Here is a 16,829-nt window from a genome sequence, read left to right as displayed (position 1 = left end):
CCCGGTCGCTGAGCCACGCTCTCCCCGGTCGTCGAGCGAGACGAAACGCTGTGAGTCAGAGCGTCAGGCCGTGGCCGAAGCGGAAGAGCGGGTCGGCCGTGTCGAACGGCACGTCGGGGCGGGATGCCTCGACCGCGGCCATCGACGAGGGCACGTCGAACGGCAGCCGGCCCGTCGCCGGTGCGGCGCCCGTCAGCACATCCAGGAGCGCACCGGGGTTCACTCCCCAGTTCGCGACGACGGCGTGCGCGGCCTCGGCGATCGGTCCGAGGATCGCGGGGCGGTCCAGGAACACGTCGACGATCGTGGGGACGTCCGACGCGACCTCCCGCACGTGCGCGATGGTCTCGCCTCCGAAGTCGAGCGATCCCGCGTGGAAGAAGTTCTCGAACATCGTGTCGCGCTGCTCGAACGGCGCGTGCAGGCGCAGGATCGCGGCATCCGCCTCTTCCGGCGTCTCGACCACGACGCCGTAACGGCCGGCCGTCTCGGCGTCGATGCCTTCGACGTAGAGCTTCGGCGATCCGGCGAGCGGAAGGAGGGCGTCGCGGTTGGTCAGCACGGCGATCGAGGCGCGCTGCGCCGCCTCGCCGGCCGCGCGGAACTCGGCCGAGCCGACGATGTCGTCGGCCGCCTCGGCGTCGACGTACGGGTTCTCGAAGAGGCCGAGCAGGAACTTCTCGCGCAGCAGGCGGCGTGCCGAGACATCCACTCGCTCTTCACTGACCTGGTCGTCCTCGATGAGCGCGATGAGCAGGTTCGGGTCGTGCTCGCCGCCGAACTGGTCGGCGCCCGCGTCGAGCACCTTGATCATGCGCTCAGCGGGCGTGAGGTGCTCGACCCCCCACGCGCGGGCCGAGAAGTCGTGGCCCATGATCGGCTGGTCGGTGATGAGGCCCCAGTCGGTGCACACGATCCCGTCGAAGCCGAATCGCTCCCGCAGCAGGCCCGTGAGCACCGACTTGTTGAAGCCGAACCCGACCTCTTCGTACTCGGTGCCCATCGGCATGCCGTAGTACGGCATGATCTGGCGTCCGCCGGCGGCGAACACGGCCTCGAAGGGCTTGAGGTGCAGCTCGAACTGACCCCCGGGGTAGACCTGCTCGCGGCCGTAGTCGAAGTGCGGGTCTTCGCCGTCCTTCTGCGGACCTCCGCCCGGGAAGTGCTTCGTCATGGTCGAGACCGAGCCCTCGCCGAACGCCTCGCCCTGGAACCCCCGCACGTATGCGGCGCCGAGCTCGCCCGCGAGGTCGGCGTCCTCGCCGAAGGTCTGCAGCTGGCGCGCCCACCGCGGCTCGGTCGCGAGGTCGACCTGCGGGTGCAGTGCGACGCGGATGCCGACCGCCGTGTACTCGCGGCGCGCGATGTCGGCGAAATTCTCGACGAGTGCGGCATCGTGCGTCGCGGCGAGGCCGAGCGGCTCGGGCCACTGCGAGAAGGGACCCGCGAAGAAGGACGCGCCGGGGTTGTCGTTGAACGCGTGGCGGGGATCGGTCGAGATCGTCACGGGGATGCCGAGACGAGTGGATGCCGCGAGCTCCTGGAGCTTGTTCTGCCAGCGCGCGATGTCGCCTGCCGTCGGCGCGATGCCGAGCAGGTTGAAGTGCGTCATCGAGCGCCCGACGACGTACTCGGCGTTCGAGGCCATGCCGAAGACGGGGTCACCCTCGGACAGCTCGCCGCCCTCACCCATCGCGATCATCGTGTGGAAGAACAGCCCGGCCTTCTCGGCGACGGTCATCTGGGCCAGCAGGATCTCGACGCGCTCGTCGATGGGAAGCGAGGAGTCGCGGTAGCGCGTGTCGAGGTCGGCGGTGGTCACGGCGTCGTTGCTCATGCTGTCAGCATAAACCGAATAGCGCTAGGTTTTCTAGTGCGAGCGTGCGAGGAGGGCCTCAGCCGGGGAGGTTGACCTCCAGGGCGGCGATCACGGCGGGGTCGTCCGGCTCGGTGTGCGGGCGGAATCGCAGGACTTCGCGGTCGGGCGTGACCATGAACTTCTCGAAGTTCCACGTGACGCGACCGGCCTTGCCGGCGGCATCCGGAGCCTTCTTCAGCTCGGTGTACAGCGGGTGCTCCTTGCGGCCGTTGACCCGGACGCGGTCGAGCACGGGGAACGAGATGCCGTACGTCATCGAGCAGTACTCCTTGATGGCGTCGTTGCTGCCGAGCTCCTGCAGGAACTGATTGCTCGGAAAGCCGAGCACCTGGAAGCCGCGCTCGCCGTACTCACGCTGCAGACGCTCGAGCGTCTCGTACTGCGGCGCGAGGCCGCACCGCGACGCGACGTTGACGATCATGAGCAGCTTGCCGTCGTAGTCGGCGAGCGTCTGCGTCTCGCCGTCCATCGTCTGAAACGGGATGTCTTGGAGGGTCATACCGGGATTCAACCGGAGATAGGTGTCCGGTGTTCCTAGAACAGGCCGGTGATCCGCCCGTCGTCGTCGACGTCGATCGTGTTGGCGGCCGGGACGGCGGGCAGACCGGGCATCGTCATGATGTCGCCGCAGACCATGACGACGAAGCGCGCACCCGCTGCGAGCCGGACCTCGCGGATGTCGACGACGTGCCCCGACGGCGCCCCGCGCAGCTTCGGATCCGTCGAGAACGAGTACTGCGTCTTGGCGACGCAGACGGGATAGTGTCCGTACCCCTCATCCTGGAGTCGCCTGATCTGGGCACGGACGGCGGTCGACGCGGTGATGTCGGATGCCCCGTATACGCGTGTCGCGATCATGCGCATCTTCTCCCAGAGCGTCGCGTCATCCGGGTACGTGAAGTGCAGTCCGCCCCGTGGCTGAGCGGGCTCGGCGTGCTCCGAGGGCTCGGCGCACAGCCGCACGACCTCGCGGGCGAGCTCCTCGGCGCCGGCGCCACCCTGCGCGAAGTGGCGGGCGACGACGGCCCTCGCGCCGGCCCGCTCGACGGCGGCGACGAGGGCCTGCGTCTCGGCATCCGTGTCCTCCTGACGGTGGTTGATCGCGACGACGGCGGGGATCCCCCACGTGTCGCGCACCGTGGTGAGGTGCCGCACGAGGTTGACGGTTCCGCGCTCGAGCGCCGCGACGTCCTCGGTCGGCAGATCGGCGACCTCGACGCCGCCGTGGTACTTCATGGCCCGGACGGTCGCGACGATGACGGCCGCCGAGGGGCGCAGCCCCGTCGAGCGGCACAGGATGTCGACGAACTTCTCGGCGCCGAGGTCGGCCCCGAAGCCGGCCTCGGTCACGACGATGTCGGCGAGGCGCAGTGCGGACTGCGTCGCGATCGCCGAGTTGCAGCCGTGCGCGATGTTCGCGAACGGGCCGCCATGCACGAACGCGGGAGTGTGCTCGAGCGTCTGCACGAGATTCGGGGCGAGCGCATCACGCAGGATCGCGGCCATCGCCCCGTGCGCCTCGAGGTCGCGCGCGTAGACGGGCTGCCGGTCGCGCGTGTGCCCGATGACGATGTCGCCGAGGCGCTGCTTGAGGTCGGCAAGCCCTGTCGCGAGGCAGAAGATCGCCATGACCTCGCTCGCCACGACGATGTCGAAGCCCGACTCGCGCGGATACCCGTTGCCCGGCCCGCCGAGCCCGACGACGACGTCGCGCAGCGCGCGGTCGTTGACGTCGAGCACGCGGCGCCACGTGATGCGGCGGAGGTCGATGCCGAGTGCATTGCCCTGGTGGATGTGGTTGTCGATGAGCGAGGCGAGGAGGTTCGTCGCGACGGCGATCGCCGAGAAGTCGCCCGTGAAGTGCAGGTTGATGTCCTCCATCGGGACGACCTGGGCGTAGCCGCCGCCGGCCGCGCCGCCCTTCATGCCGAAGACCGGTCCGAGGGCGGGCTCGCGGAGGCAGATCATGGCGCGCTCGCCGATCCGCGTGAGCGCGTCGCCGAGCCCCACCGTGGTCGTCGTCTTGCCCTCGCCCGCCGGCGTGGGCGACACGGCAGTCACGAGCACGAGCCGGCCCGTCGGGCGGTCGGCGATCGAGTCGAGGAACCGGAGCGAGACCTTCGCCTTGTGGCGCCCGTACGGCTCGAGGCTCTCCTCGGGGATGCCGAGGCCGTCCGCGATCTGCGCGATGGGCCGCATCTGCGCGCCCTGGGCGATCTCGATGTTGCTGAGCCCCACTGGTCCTCCGCTCGTCACCGTCGACGGGGCCAGCCTAAAGCGTGGTCCCGGGCCACCCCGCCGTCCGCGCGCCGGCTCCACGGTCCCCGAGCCTGCCGAGGGGTCGAGCCCGAGCGACGGCGACGCCTCGGCAGGCCCAGCGACCCGGGGCGGGGCGCCCGAAGAGGGCTACGCCGCGGCGATCACCGCGAGCACGGCCTCGCCGTAGGTCTCGCGCTTCTTCGCGCCGATGCCCGAGATGCCGTCGAGGTCTGCCGACGACGACGGCCGGGACGCCGCGAGCGCGCGGAGCGTCGCATCGTTGAACACGACGTAGGCGGGAACACCCTGCTCGCGTGCGGCCGAGGCGCGCCACGTGCGCAGCGCCTCGAAGAGGTCGCGATCCCCCGGGTCGACGGCCTCGGACACCGTGGTGCGGCGCACCGACGTCGGCCCGCGGCGTCCGAGCACGTCGCGGCGCAGCAGCACCTGCCTCTCGCCGCGCAGGACGTCGCTCGCGGAGTCGCCGAGCGCGAGCGTGCCGTACTCGCCGCGCGCGACGAGCAGGCTCGTGGCGAGCAGCTGCCGCACGACGCCGCGCCAGTCCTGCTCCGAGAGGTCGGCCCCGATCCCGAAGGTTTTGAGCTCGTCGTGGCGCTGCTGCGTGACGCGATCCGTCTTGTTGCCGCGCAGGATGTCGATGAGCTGGCCTGCGCCGAACGCCTGGTTGCGCTCGCGCTGCAGGCGCACGATCGTCGACATGAGCTTCTGAGCCGCGACGGTGCCGTCGAACGTCTCGGGCGGCTGCAGGCACGTGTCGCAGTTGCCGCACGGCGTGGAGTCCTGACCGAAGTATCCGAGCAGGTTCTGCCGACGGCATCCCACCGTCTCGCACAGGGCGAGCATCGCGTCGAGGTGCTGTCCGAGGCGCGTCTTGAAGCCGCGGTCGCCGGGACTCTGATCGATGAGCCGGCGCTGCTGCACGACGTCGCCGAGACCATACGCCATCCATGCGACAGCGGGGTCGCCGTCGCGGCCCGCGCGACCCGTCTCCTGGTAGTAGCCCTCGACGGACTTCGGCAGGTCGATGTGGGCGACGAACCGGACGTCGGGCTTGTCGATGCCCATGCCGAACGCGATGGTCGCGACCATGACGACGCCGTCGTCGCGGAGGAACCGCGACTGGTTCGCGGCGCGGAGGGAGGCATCGAGACCCGCGTGGTACGGCAGCGCGTCGATGCCCTGCGTGCGCAGGTACTCGGCAGTCTGCTCCACCGACTTGCGGCTCAGGGCGTAGACGATTCCGGCGCCGGAGCCCGCGTCGATCGACCGGATGAACGAGACGAGCTGCTTGCGCGGCTCGTTCTTGGCCTCGATGCGGTACTGGATGTTGGGCCGGTCGAAGCTCGCGACGAAATGCCGCGCCGTCGGCAGGTCGAGCCGCTGCGTGAGCTCGCGGTGGGTCTCGCGCGTCGCGGTCGCCGTGAGCGCCATGCGCGGAACGCCCGGGAAGCGCTCGGCGAGATCGCCGAGCGCGAGGTAGTCGGGGCGGAAGTCGTGGCCCCACTGCGAGACGCAGTGGGCTTCGTCGATCGCGATGACGCTGAGCCGCCCGCGCTGCAGCAGCGACGTCGTCGCGGCGGCCGACAGCCGCTCGGGAGCGACGTAGAGCAGGTCGAGCTCGCCCGCGAGGAAGGCCTGCTCGACGGTCTGCCGCTCGGCCGGACCCTGCGTCGAGTTGAGGTACGCGGCCCGCACGCCGTTCGCGACGAGGGCGTCGACCTGGTCGTGCATGAGCGCGATGAGGGGGCTCACGACAAGTCCCGTGCCCGGTCGGGCGAGCGCCGGCACCTGGTACGTGATGCTCTTGCCGCCACCCGTCGGCATGAGCACGACGGCGTCGCCGCCGCCGATGACGTGGTCGACGACATCCGCCTGGTCGCCGCGGAAGTCGTCGTAGCCGAACACCTCGCGCAGGATCTCGCGCGCCGGTACGCCCGTGAAGTCACGCGCGCGGGGCGCGAGCGCGGCAGGTGCGACGGGCCCCGGCGCACCCCACGCGTAGTCGGGCGGAGGCTCGAACTCGTCGGGCGGCGGGGCGAAGTCGTCCGCAGCCCATTCGAGGTCGGCGTACGGGTCGCCCTGCGGAATGCTCACTCGTCCCAGGGTAGCCGCGGCGGCGGACGCTCCCGCCTGGGGAGGAGCGGATGAGACATCCCGACTCCCGCCGCATGCCGCCGGCGAGCAGCCGGGGTCAGAGCCGCACGACCTCCGTGATCCGCACGACGGCGGTTCCGGCCTCTTCCGACGCCGCGAGGTCGACTTCGCCGCGGATGCGCCAGTCGTGGTCGCCGGCGGGGTCGTCGAGCGTCTGCTCGAGCTTCCAGATTCCGGATGCCGCGGCATCCGTCTCATCGATCGTCACGAGTCTCGGGGACCGCGCCGGGCCTCCCGTCAGGAGCACGTCGTGGTCCTCGAAGTAGGCGTCGAGCGCGGCGGGCCAGTCGACGTCGGGGTCCAGCGCGACGAGCTCGTCGTCCTTCTGCAGCGCCGCGAACTGGACGCGGCGGAACAGCTCGTTGCGCACGAGCACGAGGAACGCGCGCCGGTTCGTCAGGACGGACGGCGGGGCGGGCGGCACGACGGGAGCCTCGGGATCCGAGACCGGATTGATCAGCGCCTCCCACTCGTCCACGAGGCTCGAGTCGACCTGCCGCACGAGCTCGCCGAGCCACTCGACGAGGTCGAGCAGGTCGGAGGTCTGCGCCTCGACCGGGACGGTCTGGCGGATCGCACGGTAGGCGTCGCTCAGGTAGCGCAGCACGAGTCCCTCGCTGCGGGCGAGCTGATAGAGCGAGATGAGCTCGGAGAACGACAGCGCGCGTTCGAACATGTCGCGCACGACCGACTTGGGCGACAGCTCGAAGTCGCGGATCCACGGCTGGCTCGACGCGAACACCTCGTACGACTGCGCGAGCAGCTCTTCGAGAGGCTTGGGGTGCGTGACCTCCTCGAGCGCCTCCATCCGCTGGTCGTAGTCGAGGCCCTCCTGCTTCATGGCCGCGACGGCCTCGCCGCGCGCCTTGAACTGCTGCTGCGCAAGCACGGGCCGCGGGTCGTCGAGCGTCGCCTCGATGACGCTCACGACATCGAGCGCGTAGTGGCCAGTGCCGGCGCTTTTCACTGCGCTCCCCGAACCCCCCGCCATTCGGACGATTGCACCGAATTCGGATGGATCCGCCTCATCGGTCCGAATATCGTGCAATCGTCCGGGTGAAGAGGGCGGGCGGGATGCCGCGCCCGCGGAATCGTCCGGGTCGAGCAGGCCGATCGCGGCGAGCGCGAACGGAGACAGCGGCTGGTTGAGCGCGAAGTTCGGCTGCAGATCCACCGTGAGCCGGATCTCGCCGGTCGCGGCATCCACCTCCACGACGTCCGCCGCGAGCAGCGTGCGGAAGATCGCGAGCGCCCGTCGCGCGAGCGCGAACTGGCGGGCGGCGGGCTCGTGGTTGTCGCGGACGAGCGCGCGGACGTTCGCGAACACGTCGCCGCCGCGCGCGATGACGTTGATGAGCATCGCGGCGGTGAGCTGCAGCTGCGGCACGAGCGGCTCGGGCTCGGCCTCCACGAGACGCTCGAACGAGCCGAGGCCCCAGTTGACGACGCCCGTCGGCGCCTTCTTGCGCACGATCTTGCGGCGCTTGGCGGGGTCGTCGCCGGCTTTCGCGAGCGCGACGGAGTTCTCGATCTCCCACTCCGGCGCCATGACCACGACGTTCCCGTGCGTGTCGAACCCCGCCCGACCCGCACGCCCCGCGATCTGGTGGAACTCGCGCGCGCTGAGCTGCCGCATCCGCTGTCCGTCGTATTTCGACAGCGCCGTCACGAGCACCGTCCGGATCGGCACGTTGATGCCGACTCCGAGCGTGTCGGTGCCGCAGATGACCCGGAGGAGCCCCCGCTGCGCGAGCGTCTCGACGAGCCGGCGGTAGCGGGGCAGCATGCCCGCGTGGTGCACGCCGATGCCCGCGCGTACGTACCGCGAGAGGGTGCGGCCGAACGCCGTCGTGAACCGGAAGCCGCCGATCGCCTCGGCGATCTCGTCGCGCTGCTCGCGGCTCACGATCCTGATCGACGACAGCGCCTGCGCCCGCTCCATCGCGGCCGCCTGCGAGAAGTGCACGATGTAGATGGGCGACTGCCCCGTCTGCAGCAGCTCTTCGACCGTCTCGTGCACGGGTGTCCGCGCGTACGAGAAGTTGAGCGGCACGGGCCGCTCGACTCCTGTGATGCGCGCGACGGGACGGCCCGTGCGTCGCTCGAGGTCCTCGGCGATCGTCGCGACGTCGCCGAGGGTCGCCGACATGAGGATGAACTGCGCGCGCGGCAGGAGCAGGAGCGGGATCTGCCAGGCCCCGCCGCGGTCGGGGTCGCCGTAGTAGTGGAACTCGTCCATCACGACCTGGTCGACCGCGGCGTCCGGCCCCTGACGCAGCGCGAGGTTCGCGAGGATCTCGGCCGTGCAGCACACGATCGGCGCGTCCGGGTTGACCGACGAGTCGCCCGTCACCATGCCGACGCTCTCGGCGCCGAAGATGTCGACGAGGGCGAAGAACTTCTCGCTCACGAGCGCCTTGATCGGCGCCGTGTAGTAGCTGCGTCCGCCGTGGGCGAGCGCGAAGGCGTGTGCCGCGACCGCGACGAGCGACTTGCCCGTGCCGGTCGGCGTCGAGAGGATGACGTTCGCCCCCGACACGATCTCGATGACGGCCTCGTCCTGCGCGGGGTAGAGCGTGAGGCCGCGGTCCAGGGCCCAGTCGACGAAGCCCGCATAGGCGGCATCCGCATCCGCACCGCGGGGCACGGCATCCAGCAGTGTGAGCGGCATGACCCGAGTCTGCCAGGGACGGAGTGCGGGCTCCGACCCTGACAGACCCGAGAGAACCGCGGTCGCGGCCTAGGGCGCGAGCGCAAGCGCCTGCGCGATGATCGCCGCGTACGCCGCCTGACCCGGGGCGTTCGGGTGGAATCCGCGATCGACGGGCTTGGCCGTGGACGGCATAAGGCCGCTGATCCAGGCGTCTCCCGTGTCGCAGAAGCCGTGACCGTCGAAGCTCGCGACGCCCGGCACGGCGCCGTTGACGTCGACGTAGAGCGCCTTCGGGTCGCCCGAGGCGAGGACTCCCTGCGCGATGAGGCCGTTCGCGACGCCGGTGGCCTGGTCGACCTGCTGCGCCTCGTCAGGGCTGTAGGTGAGCGGCGTGCGGATCCCCGCCTCGGGCCGGTCGAGCAGACCCGTCCCGCACGTCCCGGTGAAGTCCCCGAAGAAGAACGGATAGCCCGTCACCACGATCTCCGCATTCGGCGCGGCCGCCCGGATCGCGCCGACCAGCATCGTGATCCTGTCATTCAGCGGGACGGCGGGCGGCGTCAGTCCCGGCAGGGCCGTCAGCGATCCCAGCGCGAGATACAGCGCCGTGCTGCAGTCGATGGGGTTGATCTCGTTGCTGCAGGCGATGACGGCCGAACCCCAGCTGCCTCCCGCCCACTGCACGTCGTTGACGCCCACGGTGAGGGTCACGAGTTCTGTCGCCGGCCCGAGCGCGCCCGAGGCCACCGCTGCGGGCAGCTGGACCGTGCCGACCGCGAGGGTCGACGCCCCCGAGCACGCGCGCGTGACGGCCGAGAGCCCGAGGCTCTTGGCGAGCTGCATCGGGTACGACTTCTTCTTGGACTGGAGACAGCCGTCATCGGCGATGTACGGCAGCAGGCCGTTTCCGCCGGCCACCGAGTCGCCCAGAGCCACGTAGTCGACGGGATCCGCCGCCTGAGCGGCCGGTGCGAGCCCCACCGCCATCGTCGCCGTAAGCCCCAGTGCCGCGAGCGCGGCGATGATGCGTCGTTTCATGATTCCCCTTTGAATCGCGCGAGCCGACGGCCCGCTCCCCAGTGCACCCCCGCGGCTCCCCAGCACGCGAGATAGCGCCGAGGATAGACCTGTCGGCGCACGAACGACAGTGGGTCGCGTGGCGCGACAGGCCGCCGCGGACCTACGGTGAGGTGACGGACGGAAGGACCCCTGTGAGCGACCTCGACCACACCACGGTGACCCGCAACGACACGACCCACCGCTACGAGCTGCGCGTCGGCGAGCTCCTCGTGGGCTTCACGATGTTCCGCATCGATCAACAGGGGCGGCTGAACTTCCCGCACACCGAGATCGACCCCGCGTTCCGGGGGCGCGGACTCGCACAGACTCTCGTCGCGGAAGCGATGACGGATGTCGCGGCCCGCGGCGAGACTGTCGTGCCCCACTGCCCCGTCGTGACGGCGTATCTTCGCAGGAACGACGTGCCCGGACTCACGGTGGAGTGGCCCGAGCACGCCAACCCGGAGTGAGGATCGACGGATGACGCGACTCGACGTGGACGCGCCCGAGCAGCCCGCCGCGGCGACGGCGTGCGACGGGCCTCGCGCGCTCCTGCTCGAGTCGCGCGAAGTGCCGCTCGGCGGCATCCGCGCGATGGAGGTGCACCGCACGCTGCCGCAGCGCGACCTCCCGATGGTGGGAGCGTGGTGCTTCCTGGACCGCTTCGGGCCGCAGGTCACGACGATGCGCGTCGAGCCGCATCCGCACATCGGACTGCAGACTGTCACGTGGCCTCTCGTCGGCGATGTGCGTCACCGCGACTCGATCGGCAGCGACGTCGACGTGTCGCGCGGGGCGCTCAATCTCATGACGAGCGGGGCCGGCATCTCGCACTCGGAGTACTCCCTCGGCGAGGGCGACGTGCCGCTCGACGCGCTGCAGCTGTGGGTCGCGCTGCCCGAATCGCGGCGCCACGGCGCACCCGCGTTCGAGCGGCACGAGGCGCTGCCCCGGCTCGCCGTGCCGGCCGTGACCGGCGGGTCCGGCGAAGCGGCGGGCGAGCCCGGCGAGGCGGTCGTCGTGCTCGGCTCCCTCGGGGGCGTCGACTCCCCCGCGACCGCGTACACGCCCATCGTGGGCGCCGAGCTGCGCATTCCGGCGGGCTCGCGCGTGCGGCTCCCGCTCGATCCCGCGTGGGAGCATGCGCTCGTCGGCGTCGAGGGGACGGTCGTCGTGCATGCCGCGACGTCGGAGGCGGAGTCCTCCGTCGACCTCGACCGCCACCATCTGCTGTACCTCGGCATCCATCGCGAGGCGATCGAGATCTCGGCGCCGGACGGTGCGACGCTCTTCGTGCTGGGCGGCGAGCCGTTCGAGGACGACATCGTGATGTGGTGGAACTTCGTCGGCCGCTCGCATGAAGAGATCGTCGAAGCGCGCGAGGAGTGGGAGGCCCGCAGCGACCGGTTCGGCCGCGTGGAAGGGCACGGCGACGTGCGGATTCCCGCGCCGCCACTCCCCGCCGTGCGGCTCACGCAGCGCAGACGCCGGGTCTGAGGCATCCGGTCGCTCTCGGGAAGCGCCGGAAATAAAACGTTGCGCGGCATCATTGGCGCGCAACGCGTTCACCCTAGCGCGCGTCCGCGGGCCGGTGGAATGCCTTCAGATGAGAAACCCATAACGCCTGCGGTTACGCTGATCGGGTGCCTTCCTCGACCCGGCTCTCGACGAGCGTCCTGCTCACCTGCGCCGCGATCGGCGTGGCGACAGGAGTCCTGGGAGGCGTCGCCGGCTGGCTGACCCCCGTCGTCCTCGCGACGGCGCCCATCCTGTACGGCTTCATCCTGGGCGCGCACGTCCTGCCGGGCATCATCGCGCAGGAGCTCATCCGACGCCCGTGGGTCGCCCTCATCTCGCACGTCGTGGCGGCTCTCGTCGCGAGCGCGATGGCTCCGCAGTGGGCGTTCCGGTTCATCGGCACGGCCATCCTCTTCGGCGGCATCCAGGAGATCGTCGCGGCGCTCACTCGCTACCGCGTGTGGCAGGCCTGGCGCTTCTTCATCTCGGCGCTCATCATCGGCGCGCTCGTCGCGGTCGTCGTGGCTTTCGCGGCTCACCTGTCGGCGCTCGCGCCGTGGGCGCAGATCGTCTACCTCGCCGTCGCGGTCCTCGGACCCGTCGCATGGACGGCGGCGGGCCTCGGCATCGGGGCGGCGCTGCGCCGTGCGGGCGTCGCGCGGGGCGCCCAGCGCTGATTCCGCTTCGCGCCGGAGGTTAGGGCAGGCTAAGTTAGGGGAGACTCAGTAGCCCTCCCCCGCTTGGATGACCGTGACCGCTCCGCGACGCGACACCTCTGCCGCGCTCTCCGCGGAGGCCGAAGCACCCCCGCTCCTCGCGGTGCGGGATCTCGCGATCACGCATGAGGGCGCGGATGCCGCGACCCCCGCCGCGGCGACCTTCCAGGTGCGCGTGGGCGAGGTCGTGCTCATCCTCGGTCCGAGCGGATCCGGCAAGTCGACGCTCGCGCTCGCGCTGAACGGGCTCATCCCGCACGCCGTCCCCGCGACCGTCGAGGGCACGGTGCTCGTCGACGGCATCGACACGTCCACCGCGACCGTTGCGACGCTTTCGACGCGCGTCGGGATGGTCTTCCAGGACCCCGACGCCCAGCTCGTCACCGGCACGGTCCTCGACGAGGTCGCCTTCGGTCCCGAGAACCTCCGGATGCCGGTCGACGACGTGCTCGCGCGCGCCGAGACGGCGCTGCGCCGCGTCGGGCTGTGGGAGCGGCGGCGCGAGAACCCCGACCGGCTGTCCGGCGGCGGCCGCCAGCGCCTGGCGATCGCCTGTGCGCTCGCGATGGGCTCGCCGCTGCTGGTCCTGGACGAGCCGACCGCGAACCTGGACCCGCGCGGCATCGACGAGGTCTATGCCGCGCTCGCCGACCTCGTGGCCGCCGGCGACCGGGCGATCGTGCTCGTCGAGCACAACCTCGACGCCGCCGTCGGGTTCGTCGACCGGGTCGTCGTGCTCGACCACGACGGCCGTCTCGTCGCCGACGGCCCGGCCGGGGACGTGCTGCGCCGCCGCGCGGAAGAGCTGCACGACCTCGGCGTGTGGCTGCCGACCTCGACCCTCGCGGCCCTGCGCCTCCGGGCGGCCGGCTACGCGCTCGACCCCCTGCCGCTCACGCCCGCCGAGCTTCACGACGCCCTCGAGGCGGTCGAGGCTCCCTCTGCCGCCGGCCCCACGCCGGCCGCCGGGCCACACCCCGTCGCGGAGCCTGCCGAAGCGTCGCACCACAACCCCTCGGCATGCTCGGCGACCGCCCCCGGCTCGGGCACCGTGAGTGGCTCGAGGACCGCAGCGGGCTCGTCGACCGTGAGTGGCTCGACCCCGGCGATCACCGTCCGCGGACTCACCCTCCACCGCGGCCGCACGCGCGTTCTCCACGACATCGACCTCGACGTCCACGCAGGAGAGTTCGTCGCGATCGTCGGAGCAAACGGCGCGGGCAAGACGAGCCTCATCCAGGCGATCGCAGGCGTCGTGACCCCGCCGCGCGGGACGGTGCACCTCGGCGACCCTTCGACGGGCTCAGGACACCGTCTCGACGTCGGGCGCGCCGACGCCCGCACCCTGTCGTCGCGCATCGGCTTCGTCTTCCAGAACCCCGAGCACCAGTTCATCGCCCACACCGTGTACGACGAGCTCGCCCACGGCCTGCGGCTGCGGCACCTGCCCGACGCCGAGGTGCGCGAGCGCACCGAGCACGTGCTCGAGCGCTTCGGCCTCTCGTCCAAGGCCGCATCCCACCCCTTCCTGCTCTCCGGCGGCCAGAAGCGCCGCCTCTCCGTGGGCACGGCCCTCGTCGCGGGCGCGCCCGTCCTCGCGCTCGACGAGCCCACGTTCGGCCAGGATCGCGCCCGGGCCGACGAGCTGCTCCGGCTGCTGCGCGAGCTCAACGACGAGGGCACCACGATCCTCGTCGTGACCCACGACATGCAGCTCGTGACCGAGCACGCCGACCGCACCGTCGTCCTCGCCGAGGGGCGCGTCATCGCGCAGGGATCGACGGCCGACGTCTTCGCCGACGCCGACCTCGTCGAGCGCGCCGGCCTGCGGCTGCCGCCCCTGCGGCGCGCGCTGCACGGGCTGACGCGGCATCCCGAGCTCTCCCGCATCGCACGGCTCGCGGACCTTCCCGGGGCAGGTGCGGCATGACCCAGCTCGAGAGCACGTCGCGCGGGGACGGGCCCACGCGCCGAGAGGCTCCGGGGGCCGCGCCAGCGGCGCCTGGAGGAGGCGTGGGGACCCTCGACCCCTACGCCGAGGGTCCGGCGGCGTCCGCCGTCCGCTTCCTGTACCGGCTCAATCCCCTCACGAAGCTCGCGGGCCCGGCGCCCGCGATGGTGCTGCTGGTCTTCGTCCGGGATGCCGCGACCCCGCTCGCGTTCGTCGCCCTCGCGTACGCCGTGCTGCTGGTGGGCGTGCGCTTCACGCGGCGGCTCGCCCTCATGCTCTTCGTCGCACTGCCCGTCGCGGTCGCCGCGATCGGCGTCGGCTTCTCGGTGTGGACCGACCCGTCGCGCGTCGACCAGAGCGTCGTCGTGCTGCAGATCGGGTCGTGGACGCTCTACGGCGGGATGCTGCAGATCGGGTTCTCGACGGCGCTGCGGCTCGCCGCGATCGTGGCACTGTCGCTCATCTCGGGTCTCAGCACGACGGGCCCCGACCTTGCGCGCTCGATGGTGCAGCAGCTGCGCGTGCCGTACCGGATCGGATACACGGCGCTCGCGGCGTTCCGCTTCGTGCCGCGGTTCGGGCACGAGCTCGAGGTCATCCGCCAGGCGCACCGCGTGCGCGGCACCCATGGCGGGCGCGGGCCGTTCGCCGCGATCGCGCGCTGGGGCGGGTACATCGTGCCGCTCCTGGCGGGTGCGATCCGGCACGCCGAGCGCGTCGCGCTCGCGATGGACGCGCGCGCCTTCGGCGCCTACCCCGATCGCACCGAGCGGCACCTCGTGCCGTGGCGCGTGCGCGACACCGTCTTCGCGGTGCTGTTCCTCGCGGCATCCACTCTGCTCTTCTGGCTCTTCTTCCCGTGGGGTCTCGCGTGACGCCCTCTCGCGCGACAGCACGACAGACTCGCGAGACGTCACCTCTGTCATCGAAACGCCGTCGCGAACGGACACGAGCGAAGTCTCGCGGCGTCGCGCTCGTACGAAAGGATCCCGCATGTCTCTCAGCAGCCGACTGGTGAAGCCGCAGACGCAGGAGCTCGTCCACCTGCAGGTGCTGCGCACCGAGCGTCTCTCTGCGCACTGGATGCGCATCACGCTCGGCGGCGGCGAGATCGAGCGATTCCGGCCGATGGGCTTCGACCAGTGGTTCCGGATCTTCCTGCCGCTCGGCGGCGACGAAGGCCTGGAGCGCCTGCCCGCGAAGGCCCACAAGATCTTCGGCTACCTGCGCTACCTGCGCATCCCGGACGGCATGCGGCCCGTCATGCGCAACTACTCCGTACGCGCGTTCCGCCCCGCGACGGGCGAGCAGGGCGCCGAGATCGACGTCGACTTCGTGCTGCACGGCTCGGCCGCGGACGGCACAGCGGGCCCCGCATCACGCTGGGCCGAAACCGCGACGCCGGGCGAGAGCGTCGTGCTGATCGACGAGGGGCTCGCCTTCAACCCCGAGCGCGGCACCGACCGCGTCGTGCTGGTCGCCGACGAGACGGGGCTGCCGGCCGTCGCGAGCATCTGTGCGAGCCTTCCGGCGGACGCCGTCGGCATCGCGATCGTCGAGGTGCCGAGCGAGGAGGACGCCCTGCCCTTCGCACACCCCGAGGGCATCGACGTGCGGTGGATCGTCCGCGACCACGACGCGAAGGCCGGCGAACCGGCGCTCGCGGCGCTGACCGCTCTTTCGGATGCCGAGCTTCCCGCTGCGCCGTTCCACGCGTACATCGTGGGCGAGCAGGCGCTGCCGACGGGCGCGCGCCGCCACCTCGTGAACGACCGCGGCGCCGACAAGGATCGGGTGAGCTTCTGCGGCTACTGGCGCGTCGGCGCCGCGTCGCCCACTCCGAAGGCCCAGCAGCAGTCGACGGAGGTCGCCGCATGAGCCGCGTCACGACCGCGTACCTGCTGACGTGCGCCGCGATCGGCGTCGCCGGCGGGGCGCTCCTCGTCGCCGCGAACTGGGTCTCGACGGCGCTGTTCGCGGCGCTGCCGTTCTTCTCGGTCGCGATCGCGGGACTCTGGCTGCTCCCCGCCGTCGTCGCGCTGCGCCTGCTGCAGCGCCCTCTCGCGGGCCTGCTCGTCGGGCTCATCTCGGGCCTCGTGATCGTGCCCTTCTCGGGCTACGGCTTCGCGAGCGTCGCGACCAACCTCTGGTGGGCGTTCTTCGCCGAGCTGCCGTTCCTCATCGTCGCGTACCGCTTCTGGAAGACGTGGCAGCACTACGCGGGCGCTCTCGCCGTCGGCGCGGTCTACCCGATCCTCGCGTGGGCCTCCTTCGACCTGGGCTCCATGACGCTCGCGGTGCAGATCGGGTTCTTCGCGCTCGTCCTCGTGAGCGCCGTCGCAGGAACGGCTCTCGGCATCCTCGTGGCCGATCGCCTCGAGCGCGCAGGAGTCGCACGCCTCGCGCGCCGCCGGCCGAAGGCCGTCGCGGCCCCTGCCGGGACGGTGCCCACGCAGGACGGTCGCTGAGCTCGTCGAAGCGGCGGCATACGACCCTTCGGCAAGCTCGGGGACCGCGGTTCGGCTGGACGGGAACCGTGGTTCGGCTGGTCGGGGGTGCATGCTCGGGGACGGATGCCGCGTCCCCGCGGTCCGCCATGGTTAGAATCGCCGCAACCTG

Annotated in this window: 13 protein-coding genes; 7 read left to right on the top strand and 6 right to left on the bottom strand. The window is 71.4% G+C overall.

Going from position 1 to position 16,829, the window contains the following annotated elements; genetic code table 11:
* Positions 1–55 precede the first annotated feature (55 nt).
* The 6 genes from MJ607_RS13575 to MJ607_RS13550 all read right to left on the bottom strand — a co-directional run bounded on the left by MJ607_RS13575 (position 56) and on the right by MJ607_RS13550 (position 10,004).
* On the bottom strand, positions 56–1,837 hold the full coding sequence (locus tag MJ607_RS13575) for a glycoside hydrolase family 3 protein (protein ID WP_243076128.1): 1,782 nt from the start codon (positions 1,835–1,837) through the stop codon (positions 56–58).
* A 58-nt stretch (positions 1,838–1,895) separates the two neighbouring features.
* Positions 1,896–2,378, bottom strand: a complete 483-nt coding sequence (locus tag MJ607_RS13570; RefSeq protein WP_243076127.1) for a glutathione peroxidase — start codon at positions 2,376–2,378, stop codon at positions 1,896–1,898.
* A 35-nt stretch (positions 2,379–2,413) separates the two neighbouring features.
* Positions 2,414–4,117 carry a formate--tetrahydrofolate ligase gene (locus MJ607_RS13565; RefSeq protein ID WP_308193838.1) on the bottom strand — a complete coding sequence of 568 codons (1,704 nt, stop codon included), beginning with the start codon at positions 4,115–4,117 and terminating at the stop codon, positions 2,414–2,416.
* Between the two features lie 168 nt (positions 4,118–4,285).
* A complete protein-coding gene (gene recQ / locus MJ607_RS13560; protein ID WP_243076126.1) occupies positions 4,286–6,253 on the bottom strand; it encodes a DNA helicase RecQ in 1,968 nt (655 codons plus the stop codon).
* Positions 6,254–6,350: 97 nt separating this feature from the next.
* On the bottom strand, positions 6,351–8,984 hold the full coding sequence (locus MJ607_RS13555) for an RNA helicase (RefSeq protein WP_243076125.1): 2,634 nt from the start codon (positions 8,982–8,984) through the stop codon (positions 6,351–6,353).
* Between the two features lie 69 nt (positions 8,985–9,053).
* Positions 9,054–10,004: an SGNH/GDSL hydrolase family protein gene (locus tag MJ607_RS13550; RefSeq protein WP_243076124.1), complete on the bottom strand. Its 951-nt coding sequence runs from the start codon at positions 10,002–10,004 to the stop codon at positions 9,054–9,056.
* A gap of 173 nt (positions 10,005–10,177) precedes the next feature.
* Between MJ607_RS13550 and MJ607_RS13545 the strand changes: the two genes are divergently transcribed.
* From MJ607_RS13545 to MJ607_RS13515, 7 genes are all read left to right on the top strand, one after another.
* Positions 10,178–10,495, top strand: coding sequence for a GNAT family N-acetyltransferase (locus tag MJ607_RS13545; protein WP_243076123.1), 318 nt, complete (start codon positions 10,178–10,180; stop codon positions 10,493–10,495).
* A gap of 10 nt (positions 10,496–10,505) precedes the next feature.
* Complete coding sequence (locus MJ607_RS13540; RefSeq protein ID WP_243076122.1) at positions 10,506–11,522, top strand: pirin family protein; 1,017 nt, start codon at positions 10,506–10,508, stop codon at positions 11,520–11,522.
* A 146-nt stretch (positions 11,523–11,668) separates the two neighbouring features.
* Entirely contained in the window at positions 11,669–12,220 is a 552-nt protein-coding gene (locus tag MJ607_RS13535; protein ID WP_243076121.1) for an ECF transporter S component, read from the top strand.
* Positions 12,221–12,293: 73 nt separating this feature from the next.
* Positions 12,294–14,189 (top strand): ABC transporter ATP-binding protein, encoded by a 1,896-nt coding sequence (locus MJ607_RS13530; protein WP_243076120.1) that lies wholly within the window; start codon positions 12,294–12,296, stop codon positions 14,187–14,189.
* An 83-nt stretch (positions 14,190–14,272) separates the two neighbouring features.
* A complete protein-coding gene (locus MJ607_RS13525; RefSeq protein WP_243076119.1) occupies positions 14,273–15,085 on the top strand; it encodes an energy-coupling factor transporter transmembrane protein EcfT in 813 nt (270 codons plus the stop codon).
* A 118-nt stretch (positions 15,086–15,203) separates the two neighbouring features.
* Entirely contained in the window at positions 15,204–16,088 is an 885-nt protein-coding gene (locus MJ607_RS13520) for a siderophore-interacting protein (RefSeq protein WP_243076118.1), read from the top strand.
* Positions 16,085–16,678: an ECF transporter S component gene (locus MJ607_RS13515; RefSeq protein WP_243076117.1), complete on the top strand. Its 594-nt coding sequence runs from the start codon at positions 16,085–16,087 to the stop codon at positions 16,676–16,678. The genes MJ607_RS13520 and MJ607_RS13515 overlap by 4 nt, the downstream gene beginning before the upstream one ends.
* Positions 16,679–16,829 lie beyond the last annotated feature (151 nt).

The organism is Microbacterium sp. SS28, assembly GCF_022761035.1.
Lineage (GTDB): Bacteria > Actinomycetota > Actinomycetes > Actinomycetales > Microbacteriaceae > Microbacterium.
This window is presented reverse-complemented; position numbering and strand designations above follow the sequence as displayed.